16 protein-coding genes are annotated in these 15,742 nt (G+C 37.2%); 2 read left to right on the forward strand and 14 right to left on the reverse strand.

The features are described from left to right. The 14 genes from rnr to groES form a co-directional block, all read right to left on the reverse strand. Entirely contained in the window at nt 1-2,370 is a 2,370-nt protein-coding gene (gene rnr, locus IGL37_RS10330) for a ribonuclease R (RefSeq protein ID WP_002356549.1), read from the reverse strand. Then, on the reverse strand, nt 2,370-3,143 hold the full coding sequence (locus tag IGL37_RS10335; RefSeq protein ID WP_002384145.1) for an alpha/beta hydrolase: 774 nt from the start codon (nt 3,141-3,143) through the stop codon (nt 2,370-2,372). Before IGL37_RS10335 ends, rnr begins: the two co-directional genes overlap by 1 nt. 145 nt (nt 3,144-3,288) lie before the next feature. Further along, on the reverse strand, nt 3,289-3,525 hold the full coding sequence (secG, locus tag IGL37_RS10340) for a preprotein translocase subunit SecG (protein ID WP_002356546.1): 237 nt from the start codon (nt 3,523-3,525) through the stop codon (nt 3,289-3,291). Between the two features lie 167 nt (nt 3,526-3,692). Next, nucleotides 3,693-3,968 carry a GNAT family N-acetyltransferase gene (locus tag IGL37_RS10345; RefSeq protein ID WP_002356545.1) on the reverse strand — a complete coding sequence of 92 codons (276 nt, stop codon included), beginning with the start codon at nt 3,966-3,968 and terminating at the stop codon, nt 3,693-3,695. After that, entirely contained in the window at nt 3,958-4,242 is a 285-nt protein-coding gene (locus IGL37_RS10350) for a (4Fe-4S)-binding protein (RefSeq protein WP_002356543.1), read from the reverse strand. Before IGL37_RS10350 ends, IGL37_RS10345 begins: the two co-directional genes overlap by 11 nt. A gap of 91 nt (nt 4,243-4,333) precedes the next feature. Beyond that, nucleotides 4,334-6,163, reverse strand: a complete 1,830-nt coding sequence (locus tag IGL37_RS10355; RefSeq protein WP_002356542.1) for a heavy metal translocating P-type ATPase — start codon at nt 6,161-6,163, stop codon at nt 4,334-4,336. Between the two features lie 168 nt (nt 6,164-6,331). After that, nucleotides 6,332-7,159: an ammonia-dependent NAD(+) synthetase gene (nadE, locus tag IGL37_RS10360; RefSeq protein ID WP_002356540.1), complete on the reverse strand. Its 828-nt coding sequence runs from the start codon at nt 7,157-7,159 to the stop codon at nt 6,332-6,334. Nucleotides 7,160-7,161: 2 nt separating this feature from the next. After that, nucleotides 7,162-8,646, reverse strand: a complete 1,485-nt coding sequence (locus tag IGL37_RS10365; protein ID WP_002397088.1) for a nicotinate phosphoribosyltransferase — start codon at nt 8,644-8,646, stop codon at nt 7,162-7,164. 77 nt (nt 8,647-8,723) lie between these two features. Further along, entirely contained in the window at nt 8,724-9,134 is a 411-nt protein-coding gene (locus tag IGL37_RS10370) for a GtrA family protein (protein ID WP_002356537.1), read from the reverse strand. Nucleotides 9,135-9,352: 218 nt separating this feature from the next. Next, nucleotides 9,353-10,900: a glucosaminidase domain-containing protein gene (locus IGL37_RS10375; RefSeq protein ID WP_033917841.1), complete on the reverse strand. Its 1,548-nt coding sequence runs from the start codon at nt 10,898-10,900 to the stop codon at nt 9,353-9,355. A gap of 16 nt (nt 10,901-10,916) precedes the next feature. Continuing rightward, nucleotides 10,917-11,627, reverse strand: a complete 711-nt coding sequence (locus IGL37_RS10380) for a hypothetical protein (RefSeq protein ID WP_033917840.1) — start codon at nt 11,625-11,627, stop codon at nt 10,917-10,919. Between the two features lie 23 nt (nt 11,628-11,650). Continuing rightward, nucleotides 11,651-12,370, reverse strand: a complete 720-nt coding sequence (locus tag IGL37_RS10385) for a response regulator transcription factor (protein ID WP_002356534.1) — start codon at nt 12,368-12,370, stop codon at nt 11,651-11,653. Between the two features lie 302 nt (nt 12,371-12,672). Then, nucleotides 12,673-14,298 (reverse strand): chaperonin GroEL, encoded by a 1,626-nt coding sequence (gene groL, locus IGL37_RS10390; protein WP_002362559.1) that lies wholly within the window; start codon nt 14,296-14,298, stop codon nt 12,673-12,675. A 57-nt stretch (nt 14,299-14,355) separates the two neighbouring features. Next, nucleotides 14,356-14,640, reverse strand: coding sequence for a co-chaperone GroES (gene groES, locus IGL37_RS10395; RefSeq protein ID WP_002356531.1), 285 nt, complete (start codon nt 14,638-14,640; stop codon nt 14,356-14,358). Between the two features lie 232 nt (nt 14,641-14,872). Between groES and IGL37_RS10400 the strand changes: the two genes are divergently transcribed. Next, nucleotides 14,873-15,049 (forward strand): hypothetical protein, encoded by a 177-nt coding sequence (locus IGL37_RS10400; protein ID WP_002356530.1) that lies wholly within the window; start codon nt 14,873-14,875, stop codon nt 15,047-15,049. Nucleotides 15,050-15,067: 18 nt separating this feature from the next. Then, nucleotides 15,068-15,721 (forward strand): CPBP family intramembrane glutamic endopeptidase, encoded by a 654-nt coding sequence (locus tag IGL37_RS10405; RefSeq protein WP_010709849.1) that lies wholly within the window; start codon nt 15,068-15,070, stop codon nt 15,719-15,721. Nucleotides 15,722-15,742 lie beyond the last annotated feature (21 nt).

A 15,742-nucleotide genomic window follows, 5' to 3' on the forward strand; every position in this document is an offset into this window, starting at 1 on the left:
CTACTTCTTCTTTTTCCCTTTTTTATTTTTTTGTTTCATTGCTTCTTTATAAAAAGGTTGTTTTTTGCCTTTGCCTTTTTTCTTATTTTTCTTTTTCTTACCATCAAATGATTCATCTTTTTTATTTCTTCGTTGATTATTTGAACGAGTTGAAGAATTGGCTTTACCTTTTTTACGTCCTTTTGGTCCTTCGACTGGCGCGACTTCCTCAGCTGAAATCAATTCAAAATCAACTTCTCTTGTTTCTGGATCAGCTTTTTCAACACGGATTTGAACTTTCTGACCAATTTTCAAAGTCATTCCCGTCCGTTCACCAACTAACGCCATATGATTTTCAATAAAGTGGAAATAATCTTGTTTTAAGTTGTTCACGTGAATCAAGCCTTCTATTGTATTAGGCAGTTCCACAAAGATACCAAATTTTGTGACTGAGCTGATAATCCCGTCATACGTTTCTCCCACTTTATCTACCATAAATTCGGCTTTCTTCATGGCGTCCACTTCACGCTCTGCATCAACTGCGCGACGTTCCATACTTGAACTATGATTGGCAATTTCTGGTAATGCTTCGTTCCATTTTTCTTGATTTTTTTCAGATTGATCTTGGCTATAGCTGCGAATCAAACGATGCACAATTAAATCTGGATAACGACGTATTGGTGAAGTGAAATGCGTATAATATTCAGCAGCCAACCCATAGTGTCCGTAGTTGTCTTCTGAGTATTTCGCTTGTTGCATACTTCTTAGCAACATCGTATTGATAACCACTTCTTCCGGCTTATTTTCAACTTGCTCTAAAACTTTTTGTAAATCTTTCGGTGAAATGTTTTCTTTTGTTCCTTTAACAAGAATGCCAAGTACTGCAGCAAAGTCAAAGAAACGTTGCATTTTTTCTTCTTTTGGTTGTTCATGAATCCGATAAATGAATGGCAGTTTTAAGTCATGATAATGACGCGCCACAGTTTCATTCGCTGCCAACATAAAGGATTCAATTAATCGTTCACCCACGCCACGCGTGCGTAAAAGAATATCTTGGGGATGACCATTTTCATCAACTAGGACTTTGGCTTCACGATCTTCAAAAGAAATCGCACCACGGCGCATACGCATCTCTTCTAATATATGGTGCAGCTCGCCCATCTCTTTAAACATGGGAACTAGCTCTTTGTAGCGTTCTAACGTTTCAGGTTTTTGCTCTTCTAAAATTTCATTGACTGCTGTATAGGTCATTCGCTCCGTTGTTTGGATTACACTTTGGAAAATTTCATGCGAAATAACTTCTCCTTCTGGTGTAATTTCCATCTCACAACTCATGGTTAAACGTGGAACATGTGGGTTTAGCGAACAAATACCATTTGATAATCGCTGCGGAATCATTGGCACAACACGGTCTGTCAAATAGACACTTGTGCCGCGTTCATACGCTTCCATATCCAATTGGCTTCCTTCAGTTACATAATAAGAAACATCTGCAATATGCACCCCTAAAAAGAAATTGCCATTTGCTAACTTTTGTACCGTTACTGCATCATCTAAATCTTTCGCATCTTCTCCATCAATCGTCACAATCAACTGATCACGTAAATCCCGACGACCGACTAAATCGCTTTCTGCAATAGTTTCTGGTACTTGGTCCGCTTCAGCCAAAACTTCATCAGGAAATGCTGTGGGAATTCCATGAGCCACCACGATTGATAAAATATCCATTCCTGGATCATTTTTATGACCAATCACTTGTTTGACTAGTCCTTCCATACTCGTTGGATATTCTTGATCTGGATAATAGGTAATTTCAGCAATGACAATGCTACCATCTACTGGCTTAATCCCTTCAGGTGCAATTGATACAGTATACTGATTCAATTTCTTATCTTTGGGAATCATGTAGCCATACAGTCCCATTTCTGCCATTTCTTCTTCACTATATGCCACAAATTCTCCGACAACTTGGCTCACTGCTCGCTCTTTAATTTCTTTGACTTTACCTTCTGCGCCGCGATCTGAAAAAGGATCCGCATGTTGGATCACGTCGATTAAAACCGTATCTCCATCCATTGCAAAGTTCGTTGCCTCTTTAGGAATGTAAACATCTGGTTCTTCAGGATCGATGGTCACGAAACCAAAGCCTCGTTCATTTGCACGAAACGTTCCTTCTATTAATAAGTCTTTCATTGGTAACAGGACTTTGCCTTTTTTGTTGAAACTAACTGACTTTTCTCGTTCCATTTGTGCAATGGTTTGCACTAAAATTTTAAAATCTGAACTTTTTTCTAAATTCAAGCCTTGTGCAATTTCTTCCATTGAAAAGCTTTTCTTTTTTTGGCTTTCCATGAAATGTAAAATTTGCTCTTTAATTGTTTGTTTTGTCATTATTTCTCCTCATTCCAAGGTAGTGTTGCTAAAAATTGCACCACATCTTGCTCTAATTGTTTGTGTTCTCCACTCACCGTAATGACATGTCCGCTATTTGGGTACCATTGTAAGGTCACACGTGCTTGTGTTAGCGCTTGGGCCGTTTGATAGACGCCCATTGGCTCAATCATTTCATCTTTGCCAGCTTGCGCTAAGAAAAGAGGTGCGTGGATTTTGTTTAGTTTGTCTGCCGTCTGACTAGCAATTGTTTCAATCGCTCCTAATTGTTGTTTGACTCGTTGCTCAATCGATTGCAACCGGCTTTGTTGTTCCTCTGCAGGAACTTCTGCGATTTTCATCACGTTTTCTGCGTATAATACGAAATTTTCTGGGACTTTATTTTCGACAGGGTAGATCGGTGAACAGAAAAATCCACCACCAATTAATCCTGTTAATTGTTCCGTTAATGCATGCATACTGAAAATCCCGCCCATTGATAAACCAAAAATGGCAATTTCTTGGTAGCCTCTTTCTCTCAAAAAAGCGACTGCTTCTTGTGTATCTTGCCACCATTGTTCCGTTGTTTGATCTAAAATATCTTCAGGAACTAGCGTGCCATGTCCTGAAAAATTAGGCGAATAGACAGTATAATTTTCTTTTTCTAAACGTCTGCTTAACATCCGTACATCATTACTGCTGCCAGAATAAGCATGTAATAAAAGGACCGCCCGTTTTCCTTTTTCTGAAAATAACGGCTTCGGTAAATTGATTTTTTTTGCCACTTCGCTCACCTCAGCTTCATTCTATCATATTCTCAAAAGAAAACCTTCCGAAATGATAAGTTTCAAAGACTTTTTCAGAAAGAAAAAGAACAGAAAAATAAGTGTCCGCACTCATCTCTCTGTTCTAAACTTGTCATTTTAAAAGATTACGTACTTATTTTGAAGATAAGAACGCCAAAACAAATAATAAAATCATCCAAATTGCGCCAAGAACTGCTGTTGAGCGTTGCATAACAGCTTCAAAACCGCGCGCTTTTTGCTTCCCAAATAATTTATCTGCACCGCCAGTGAAGGCACTTGCTGCACTGTTTTGTTTGCTTGGTTGCATCATAACAGTAATGACGATTAAAACAGATAAAATGATGACCAACGTTAAGATTAGATTATACATGCGTTAATTCTCCTTTTTATACAAATATGCGAAATTCATCTACTTTAATGTAGCATATTTTATCTGTAAACACCAGTGAAATTTAATGTCTTTCCTTATTTGTCTCTAATAACAACAGCCGCAAGTAGGAATCAGATTTCTACTTGCGGCTGTTGCTAGTTTCTTCTTTATTTTCTCAATACGTCTCCGTATTCAGGTTTAGTATCAAATTCTTTTTTGGCAAATGGACATAGCGGAATAATTTTTTTATGCTCTTTTCTCGCTTTTTCAACACCTGCTAAAACAAGTTTTTCAGCTAATTTTTGTCCACGATAAGTTGGATCAACAAACGTATGATCAATAATCATCATGCTTTCGCCAGCATCTGACCAAGTCATTTCACCAATTTCTTGGTTTTCATCGTTATATAGAGCAAAACGATTGTTTTCTTCTTTAATTTGCATATTCGTTCCCTGCTTTCCGAATATATTTTAGAGCACCACTTGGACATGAATCTACCACAATCATGTCATTTTCAACACTTCCGTTATCTGGAATAATCCATGGTTTCCGACCAACTTCAAAGACTTCTGGATTTCCGCGAACACAATTACCAATATGTTCACAAATATCTTTATTATAAAAGATATCAATTCCTTCCCCCGTATATTTACGGTAGCCTTCTTTTAATAGTTGTTCTTCCGTGACTGGTTGCCCATCTATTTGGTTTCCTTTCATTGCACAATCTCTCCCCTGTAACTTATTAATATTAAAAACGTACCTTTATTTTACCACTAAGCTGGACATTCAGGCAATTAATTGTTCCACCTTACTTGCCAATTCGACGAGCACGCAAAGCAGATAAGATTGACACAGTGTCCACGACTTCTTGTAGCATAGCCCCGATTAGCGCCGGAATGATCCCGGTACTAGCAATTAGCATTAGTAAAACGCAGATAAAAATTCCGATTAATACAGATTGTTTGGCAATTTTCATGGTATCTTGGGCAATTTCGACCGCTTGGCTGACTTTACTTAAGTCATCTTTTAAAATAACAACGTCAGCAGTTTCACTAGCCGCAGTAGCTCCATGAGCGCCCATAGCAATACCTACGTCTGCAGCAGCAAGCGAAGGTGCATCATTTACACCATCCCCTACCATGATGACTGGATGGTTTTCTTTGGGCAATTCTTTTAGAATAGTTAACTTATCTTGTGGTAAACATTCCCCATGTACTTCGGTAATTCCTACTTCTGCAGCAATCGTTTCTGCGACGGATTCTTGATCCCCCGTCAGCATTAAAATTCGTTGAAGATGTAATTGGTGTAATTTTTCCATAGTCTCTTTTGCTTCTGGTCGTACTGTGTCTGTAAAAGTAATTCGGCCTAAATATGTGCCATTACGTGAAATATGAATAGTCGTTTTATCAATTTTTTCAGTTGCTTGAGACTCTTGTGTCACAAAATTCTTTTTACCTACCCGTATCTCAGCACCATCCACAAATGCCTTCACGCCAGCACCAGAAACTTCCGCTAGATCTGTAATATTTTTTAATGGGACATCTTGCTTTCTGGCATAAGCAACAATTGATCTAGCTAAAATATGACTTGATTCTTGTTCCACGCTTGCTGCCAATCCCACTAATTCAGCAGCAGTTATTTCAGCATTGATTGGTTGGACTTGATCAACAGAAAGTTGTCCTTGCGTAATCGTGCCTGTTTTATCAAACGCAATCGTTTTTGCAGAAGCTAATTTTTCGACCATCGTTCCCGATTTAATAACGACCCCATGACGACTTGAACGACCCATCCCTGCCACTAAAGCAATTGGGGCAGATAGAATTAAAGGACACGGCGAAGCAACCACTAAGACTTCCGCAAAACGTGTCGGACTTTTTGAAACAAACCAAGCAACACCTGCAATTAAGTAGGCAACTAGTGTAAAAGGTACCGCATAGCGGTCTGCTAAACGTACAAAATGAGCTGGACGTGCCGCAGATTCTTTCACTAAGTTCACAATTGTTTGATATTGACTGTCTGCTACAGTTTTTTCAGCAACCATTTTCAAAGAGCCATCACCATTCACGGAACCCGACATTAATTCATCCCCAGGATTTTTTTCAATTGGTTTTGATTCTCCTGTTAATGAAGATTCATCGACTGTTGATGTCCCGGTTTTTACCAAGCCATCAACTGGAACTAGTTCCCCTGGTTTTACTACTAATTCATCGCCAACATTGATTTCCTCAACAGAAACATCTTCTAAATTTTCGCCATTCAAGCGATGAGCTTTTTGTGGCGAGTTATCCAATAATGACTTCAGCTCTTGGTTAGCTTTTCCAGCAGCATAGTCTTCTAATGAATCACCACCAGTCAACATAATTAAAATCATCAAACTGGCCCAGTATTCTCCCACAGCTAAGGTTGCAACGATAGCGGTAATCGCTAAAATATCGACACCATATTTTCCTTCACGTAAGGTTTGAATCATTTCCCAGAACATCATTAACGCCATTACAGAACCTGTTATTAAAATAATGCCATACGCCCAATTCGGCTGATGTAAAATAAATTCAAATAATAATGCCAAAACTCCTGTTATAATTGTAATCCCCAATTTTGTTACATGCTTCATCTCTTTTTCTCTCCCATCATTCACTTTACATTATTGAGCGTACCTTTTCTGTTTTGAAAAAGAAAGTGAAAACGCCTAAATGAAAACGACTTTCATTATCATAGGATAGTTGCTGTAGCAACGTTTACTTTCTGAAAAGTAGTTATGTAAAAAAAACACAGACCATCGTTCATTCGCCGATGGTCTGTGTTTTTATTTCCAAAAATCATCAAAAATTGTAATGGGTAAATGCCGTTTGTGTTGTCCTTTTTTATACCAGTTTTCAATTGTTTGTTGATCTGTTTCCGAGACTTTTTTGCCTTCCAAATAGTCATCAATGGCATCATACGTGACACCTAAGGCAACTTCATCTGCAACTAACGGTTTGTCATCTTCTAGATCAGCTGTTGGTATTTTTAGATACAAGGCTTCTGGTGCCCCAAGTTCTTTCAGCAAAGCTTTTCCTTGGCGCTTATTTAAACGAAATAACGGTAAAATATCCGCTCCGCCATCGCCATATTTGGTGAAGAAAGCTGTGACATTTTCGGCTGCGTGGTCTGTGCCAATTACTGCGCCAGCATTTTCGCCAGCTACTGCATATTGTGTAATCATACGTTGACGTGCTTTCATGTTCCCTTTATTAAAATCGCTAATTTGAACGCCAGCGTTTTCTAGCGAACCAACCATTGCATCCACTGCTGGTTTAATATCCACTCGTAAAGAAACATCTGGCTGGATAAAGGCTAGCGCGGCTTGTGCATCAGCTTCATCTGCTTGCTCACCGTATGGAAGGCGAATCGCAATAAATTGATACGACATATCTCCTGTTTCTTCGCGCATTTCAGTCATCGCTAATTGTGCTAAGCGCCCAGCTAATGTTGAATCTTGTCCGCCACTAATTCCCAAGACAAAGGTTTTTAAAAAAGGATGTTTAGTTAAATAAGCTTTCAGAAAATCAATACTTTTACGAACTTCTTCTTTTGGATCAATTGTCGGTAAAACACCTAACTCTTGAATGATTTTTTCTTGAAGTGTTGTCATTTCTAGGCCTCCTTATTCACCGTTTCCGTTAAATGTTTAACGTCTTTACGCACTTTTTCCAATAAATTCATTTTGTGGTTCCAACAATCTGTTGAAAGGTCCACTGGATATTTCTGCGGATTCAAGTCCCGCTTGTATTCTTCCCAAAGTGAATCTAAATTTTCTTTTGCATATTGTTTAATTTCATCTAAAGTTGGTAATTCATACACACGTTTTCCTTCAACGAAAATATCTTGGAGTACTGGCCGTGCTTCAAAATCACGGACATACTTATTAATAAAGGTATGAACGGGATGGAACATATAAATTTCTTCTTCTTGGCGAGGATCTTCGTTCCAAAGTGTCACATAGTCCCCTTCTGACTTTTTATCAGATTTACGTGTAATGCGCCAGACTTGTTTTTTTCCTGGTGTTGTCACTTTTTCAGCATTGCTAGATAGTTTAATGGTATCTTTCATTTGACCATCTTCACCTTCAATTGAAACTAATTTAAACACCGCTCCTAAAGCCGGTTGATCATAGGCGGTAATCAGCTTGGTACCCACGCCCCATACATCAATTTTTGATTTTTGCATTTTTAGATTCAAAATCGTATTTTCATCTAAATCATTCGATGCATAAATTTTTGCTTCAGTAAAGCCAGCTTCGTCCAGTTGTTCACGAACTCGTTTAGAAATATAAGCCATATCGCCACTATCAATCCGCACACCTAGGAAATTAATTTTATCACCCATTTCTCGAGCTACTCGAATTGCGCTTGGCACTCCCGATTTCAAAGTATCATACGTATCAACAAGGAAAACGCAATCCCGATGTGTTTTGGCATACGCCATGAATGCTTCATAATCATTTCCATACGACTGAACCAATGAATGGGCATGAGTCCCACTAACCGGAATACCAAAAATTTTACCAGCACGAACATTACTTGTCGCGTCCGCCCCACCAATATAGGCGGCTCTTGTGCCCCAAATGGCAGCATCTAATTCTTGTGCCCGGCGTGTTCCAAATTCCAATAAAGGATCATCGCCTATCACGGATTTAATTCGAGCCGCTTTTGTCGCAATTAATGTTTGGAAATTCACCATATTTAGCAAGGCAGTTTCTACCAATTGACATTGTGCCAAAGGACCTTCAATTTGAATTAACGGTTCGTTATTAAAAACCAAATCCCCTTCTAAAGCAGAGCGTACAGTACATTTAAATTCAAAATTTGCTAAATACGTCAAGAAATCTTCTGGATATTCTTCAACTTCTCGGAGATATGCAATATCAGATTCTGTGAACGTTAAATTTTCGAGATAATTGACTAAACGTTCTAAACCTGCAAAAATTGCGTAGCCATGATTAAAGGGCATCTCTCTAAAGTAACATTCAAAAACAGCATGTAAATCTGCTCTCCCTAATTCCCAGTATGTTTGCATCATATTGATTTGATACATATCTGTATGCAATGTCAAACTATCATCTGCATATGTATAGTCCATCGTTTTCTACCTCTATTCTTTGTATTAAAAACTTGTTTATATTATAACAAAAAAATTTTTTTTAGCCTAAAATCTGCTTAGACCTCTTTTTCTTTAAAAATGAAAAATTTACTGAAGAAATAATTTAAAATCACTACTACAACTTGTGTAATCATTTTCGCCCAAAACGATGAAAAATGAATGCCATCAATTAGGAGAATCATTAAACCCATATCAGCCACAAAAGATAAAATTCGGTACCAATAAAATAAGCCCATTTCTTTAAAAAAACCAGCTATGCTTTCATGCTTACTTGCGAATACCCAATATTTATTCGTGAAAAAGGCAAATAGAACAGATAAAAACCAACTAATTGTGTTACTTATCTTGTAATCCAACCCTAACACATTTTGACAAACAAAAAACACAACTAAGTTGACGACAGTCGTTGCACCACCAAAAAATAAATAAGCCAGTACTTCTCGGTATTTACGAAATAATTCTTTCAATTTTCACGCATCCTTTCAACTAATCATTTTATCAAACTTCGACAAGAAAACCTATCTATTTTGTGTAAAGACACAATTCTCTTGCTAATTTTACTATTTATTAAGTATTTATGAAAAACATAGTAAGAGTAGAGGAAAAGTTCATCCATGAATGAACTTACCCTCTACTCTTACTCTAATAATATATTGACTCCATCGACCGATAAGTTAAATCAGCATTAGTCCTTTAGCTTAGGAAGTGCTATCGTTTGTCCTTCGGTTAATACAGAATACGTTAAGTCATTTGCCTGCTTGAGGGCGGTTAAGGAATAGCCCGTTTTTTTAGCAATTTTTGCGAGTGTCTCTCCTCTTTTTACTTCATAATACTCAGTAGACTCTGTTTTTGAGGCATTCGCTGTACCATTTGATTGCTCTGCTGTTTCCAAAGCATTAGTCACCGATTTACTGATTATTAGTGATTGAAGTAACGCTTGTTCTTTCGGTTCTAGAGAAGTCGCCGCTGTATGCTGAGGAATCGTGATTTTTTGGCCAATATAAAACATTTCTTGAGTCTTTGAATTTTGTTTTAAAATGGCTGTTGCTGACACACCAAACGTCTGGCTAATGGTGGCGAGAGAATCTCCTTTGCTTACTTCATAGATGACTGCTTCTTTTTTTAGCTGTTCTTTGACTGCTTCCTTATCAAACGAAGGTTTCTTTTCTTCTGCCAAATTAGTCACTACTGGTTTCTTCTTTTCTTGATCGTATTCAGTTAATTGATAGGTTTCAATCAACGCGTTTAATTTTTTATCGTAATATGTATCCGTTGCATAACGACCTGTTAAAAATTTTGTTGCCTGCTGATAATTCGTCGTGTTTGCTTTCAAAACGCCGTGATAAAACGTTGGATTACCCGCCAGCCCATTGATGATTAATTTACTATAGTCTGTTAATGACTCTTTATAGGATGGATACTGACGAAAATCGGCATGAATGGTGGTCATCTTCCCTTTACCATCATCTTCTTGTGTGGGAAAGCTGACACTTTGACCTTGATAAGCGCCTTTAATGCCAAACAAATTATAATTAGGCGGCGCTGCTAACGCACTATTGCCCGAGCCACTTTCTAAAATAGCTTGAGCTATCATGACAGAAGCGTATAGATCATGTTGCTGACCAATAACTCGTGCTTCTTCACCGATTTTTCTAATAAACTCAGAAGTAGAAGCATTCTCTTGGACAACAAAATTTGCCTCGGCTTGTTGTTGAATTCCTGCTTGCTTTTCCTTTTCTTGACTATTGTCTATCTCTGAATGTACCAACGGCTCTTTGGTCTTTTCAGTTAATGTAGAATTTTGTGGTTCCTGATTATGAGGCGGCTTTTCAGTGAGTGCTTTACGCTCTTCAGACGCTGGTTGCTCACTTTGTAACGATTCGGTTGGTTTAGTACTAGCAATTGGCTTTTCTTGTGGCGGTAAACTATTTTCAGATTCTGAAGGTTCCACATTATTTTCTGGATGGTCACTGGTGTCATTTTGTGTTGAGCTTTCTTGTTGTTCAGACGAACTTATTATTGTTTCGTTCAGCGTTGAAGAAGTAAGGGTTCCTTGATCTTGATTGGCTTGGTCCGCTCTTTTTTCTTCCAGCGATAGCTGTCGACTTTCGTCCCTCGTTTCGGTCTCTTCTTGAGCGATTAATGGTTCCGAATTGTAGTAACTGGCGCCCGCATAAATCCCTAAAATTCCAATACATACCAACTTCAAATATCTCGCCTTTCTTTTTTTCATCGCATTTCTCCTTCATTTACCTCTTTATTTCTGCTAATAACTGCTCTATCTGTTGGTACGTTCCTGTTGATTCATTCTTGATTGTCAGCATTTGTTCACAATAAGCTTGGTACTCTCTTGCCACTTGCTTCATGCGTGTTAAAGTTGCTAAACGTTGTTCCATTTCTTCATGAACTGTTGCAACTTGTTGTTTGGCTTGACTAATTGTTTCTTTTGCTTGACGTTTGGCTTCCAATAACACTTCGCCAATTTCTTTTTGAGAAAGCGTAACGGCTGTGTCTAAATTCTCTTCACTGGTCTGTCTCTGTTGCATCTTTTCTTCAGACAATTGTTTCTGTAAAGAAGTGATAGTTGTTTCTTTATCACTTAATGTTTCTTTAACATGTTTAAGTTGAACATCTTTTTCGACTACTTGTTTTTGTAATGCTTCCACTTCATTGGTTTGCATTAATAATTGCTCCGTTAGCTTTTTAATGGATTGCTGATATAGTTGATTTTCTTCTTCTAGTTTTTCAACAAAAGAAAATGACTCTTCTGACAGTTCAGTCGGCACTTGTTGCTGGACCTGCTTAACTTTTGCGGATTGCTCTTTTGCATAAACAACCTCGTCATCAAAGCTTGCTTCCTCTGTTACCGTTGGTTGTGCTTTCATCGATTGTTCATTTTCAAAATCCGGCATCTTCTCATACTCCTCATCTTCATTGTTTTTAGTCAAAAATTGCCACATTTGTTTCTCCTCCTTCGTACCTTTTACACCGTTAACATATAGCCTTTTGAGCGAATTGTTTTGATATATTGTGGTTTGTTCACATCTTGTTCAATTTTTTTACGCAAATGGAAAATCACATTAGCGACACGATATTTTCGTTCATTCGCAGTATCTTTCCAGACATTTTTGTAGAGTTCTTCATATGTAATTGTTTGTCCTGCGTGTTTGTATAAATACTCTATTGTGAAAAATTCCAATTTTGTTAAAAGAATTTCTTCTCCACTTCCCAAGCAAACACTCAAATTTGGCGCAATTAAATACAATCTCTCAGAAAGATTCTTAGTAACTGTTTGTTCCTCGTTTGCAATAGCTAATTTAGGATAAAAACGTCTTTTTACACGTTGCAATAAATTACTCATGCTTAACATGCATTCTTGACGATCATAAGAATGATCAAAAACGCCATCTGCACCTAATTGTAAATAAATAATTCGATTGACTTTACTAATTACTTCTGTCCGAGAAAATAACCAAATCGGTAAATCTGACTGCTTGCGAATCGTCATTAATAACTCACAACAAGTATTTACTTGCTGGTGGTCAGTAACTTCAATCACTAATCCATCAATATGGTGCAAATGAAGAAGTATATTTGTTCCTTGGATGATCTGACATTCTACTTGATTACTAACAAACCAATTTTGACAGTATTCTTTTGTTTCAATTGTCAAAGGAACGACACCAATTGTATATTTTTCCATTTTTCCACCTCAATCTTCCTAATATTCCCCTTCAAAATATAATAATTTTTATTTATATTCTATTAATAAATAAAAATTACCAACTACTAGTTTTCAAAAAATGATTGTTATTACTAAATTTTATCGAATAAAAACAAGGCTGTCTAGCTAAAACGAAGCCTTTAAATTATCATCTTTTTTGTTAATTGAGTAAATATTTGAGAAAATACCATAAGCAAAGATATTATTTAGATTATTTATTCTTTATGTAAAAAAAAGCTTACGATTTTTCAATCGTAAGCTTTTAGAATACTTTTTTATTTTTACATCATACCGCCCATGCCCATTGATGGATCCATCATAGGAGCTGGTGCAGCTGGTTCTGGTTTGTCTGCAACAACTGCTTCAGTTGTTAATAATAAAGCTGACACAGAAGCTGCATTTTGTAATGCAGAACGAGTTACTTTTGTTGGGTCAACAATACCGGCTTCAACCATGTTTACCCATTCACCGTTAGCTGCATTGAATCCGATACCTAAGTCAACATTTTTTAGTTTGTCAACAATCACTGATCCTTCATAGCCAGCATTTTCAGCGATTTGACGGATTGGTTCTTCTAATGCACGAACGACAATCTTAATCCCTGTTGCCACATCGCCTTCAGCTTCTAGCGCAGCGACTTTACCAATTACATTGACAAGTGCGGTACCACCACCAGAAACCATGCCTTCTTCTACAGCGGCACGTGTTGCGTTTAATGCATCTTCAATTCGTAATTTTAATTCTTTTAATTCTGTTTCAGTTGCAGCACCGACTTTAACGACAGCAACCCCGCCAGCTAATTTAGCTAAACGTTCTTGTAATTTTTCACGATCAAAATCAGACGTTGTTTCGCCGATTTGGTTTTTAATTAAATGAACGCGGGCATCAATGGCTTCTTTTGAACCAGCACCTTCAACAATTGTTGTGTTATCTTTGTCGACAACTACTTTGCTAGCATTTCCTAAGTTTTCAATAGTTGTGTCTTTTAACTCTAACCCTAAGTCGTCAGTGATTACTGTACCACCTGTTAAAATAGCAATATCTTCAAGCATCGCTTTGCGGCGGTCACCAAATCCTGGCGCTTTTACTGCGACAACATTAAATGTACCACGGATTTTGTTCAATACTAATGTTGGTAGAGCTTCCCCATCAACATCATCCGCAATGATCAATAGTGGACGGCTTTGTTGTAGAATTTGTTCTAATAAAGGTAAGATATCTTGAATATTTGAGATTTTTTTGTCGGTAATTAAGATATATGGATTTTCTAAAACAGCTTCCATTTTATCGTTGTCAGTAACCATGTATTGAGATAAATAACCGCGGTCGAATTGCATTCCTTCAACCACATCTAATTCTGTTTCAATCCCTTTTGATTCTTCAATGGTAATTACGCCGTCGTTACCAACTTTTTCCATTGCATCAGCAATTAATTGGCCGACTTTTTCAGAACCTGATGAAACAGCAGCGACTTGTGCAATCGCTTCTTTTGAATCAACTACAGATGAAATATTGTGTAATTCTTCTACTGCTGTTTTTGTTGCTAATTCAATCCCACGGCGAATACCTAATGGGTTAGCTCCAGCAGTTACGTTTTTTAAGCCTTCACGAACAATGGCTTGTGTCAAAACAGTCGCTGTTGTTGTTCCGTCACCAGCAATATCATTCGTTTTAGAAGCAACTTCTGAAACTAATTTTGCGCCCATGTTTTCAAAATGATCTTCTAATTCAATTTCCTTAGCAATTGTTACTCCATCGTTAGTAATCAATGGTGAACCAAATGATTTTTCTAAAACAACGTTACGACCTTTAGGGCCTAATGTCACTTTCACTGTATCTGCTAATACATCTACTCCGCGTAGCATTGCTGCACGTGCATCTTCTGCAAATTTAATCTCTTTTGCCATGATTTCTTCACCTCATAATTTTTTTCTTCTATTATATTATTCTGTAAAAGTTGTTTATTATTCAACAGTGGCAATAATGTCTTTGGCTGATACAATTAAGTATTCTACGCCTTCGTATTTCACTTCTGTTCCTGAATATTTTTCAAACATTACTGTGTCACCAATTTTTACTTCCATCGGAACTTTTGTGCCATTTTCAAGCACACGACCTTCACCTACTGCGATAACTTCACCTGTTTGTGGTTTTTCTTTTGCAACGGATGCAAGAACAATTCCTCCAACAGTTTTTTCTTCTTCTTTCGCGACTCTAATTACGACGCGATCGCCTAATGGTTTTAACACAATAAATCCCTCCAAATAAAAAGTTTTCGCTTATTTTAGCACTCGATACATAAGAGTGCTAACTCACACTATTTATAATACTCATTTCACTCTAAAAATGCAAGTCTTTTCTCTCTTTTTCTTGTCAATTATAAGATACGCATTTTTTATTGAGTATTCTTTTTTCATGGAATGTTTTTCCAATCCTTTAATTCATGGTAAAATAAATTGACTACGATTGGAGGCGAATAAAATGAAACAACGTTTACTTACAGCACTAATAGCAACCTTCGTTTATTTTGTGATAGCGAATTTAGGAAATCTTGTTTTCAGTGTCACAGAAGGAATTGTTTCGACACTTTGGGAATCTCTTTTCTTTTTCTTATTCGTTTTTCTTTTATTAGGATATCGCAATAATCGTAAAAAATAATTATAGAAAGGATTAACCATGACCTTAAGAAAATCAAGTTTATTTATTTTAGTCACATACATTATCGCTTTTTTCGGGCCGTTACTTTTTTCGGGTATTTCCCCCAATGCAGCGATTAATGTGACAACTGCTCTCTACATTATTGGCGCCCTTGTAATGATTGGCATCTTTTTAAAAACAACAGAACCTTCTCCTTTAGAGGAAACAGCAACCTTGAAATCACCTATTTTTATTTTTTTACTAGGTGTTAGTGGGATTTTCATTGCCATGCTGATTCAAGGGGTTACTTTTGCCATTGAAGTAGCCATCACAGGAGAACAAGCTACTTCTCAAAATACACAAGCTATTGTAGCGGTGATTTTGGCAAATCCTTTATTTATTTTGGCAACTACTATCGGTGGTCCGATTATGGAAGAATTCGTCTTTCGTTATGCATTTATCCATTTAATCCAGCCTTTTACAAATTTCTGGATTGCGGCTACTGTTAGTTCGGCGATTTTTTCACTCGCACATGCCGATGGTCACTTTTTTGTTTATTTCTTTATGGGATTTTTCTTTGCTCTTTTGTACAAGCAAACTGGAAAAATTTGGACCTCAGTTATTGCCCATTGCGGCATGAATACGATTGTGATTATTGTTCAACTACTTTTGCATAATGGTACAATTCAATAAGAAAAGGGCCTTCGTCTAAAC

Source organism: Enterococcus sp. AZ119 (assembly GCF_050546175.1).
Classification (GTDB): domain Bacteria; phylum Bacillota; class Bacilli; order Lactobacillales; family Enterococcaceae; genus Enterococcus; species Enterococcus faecalis.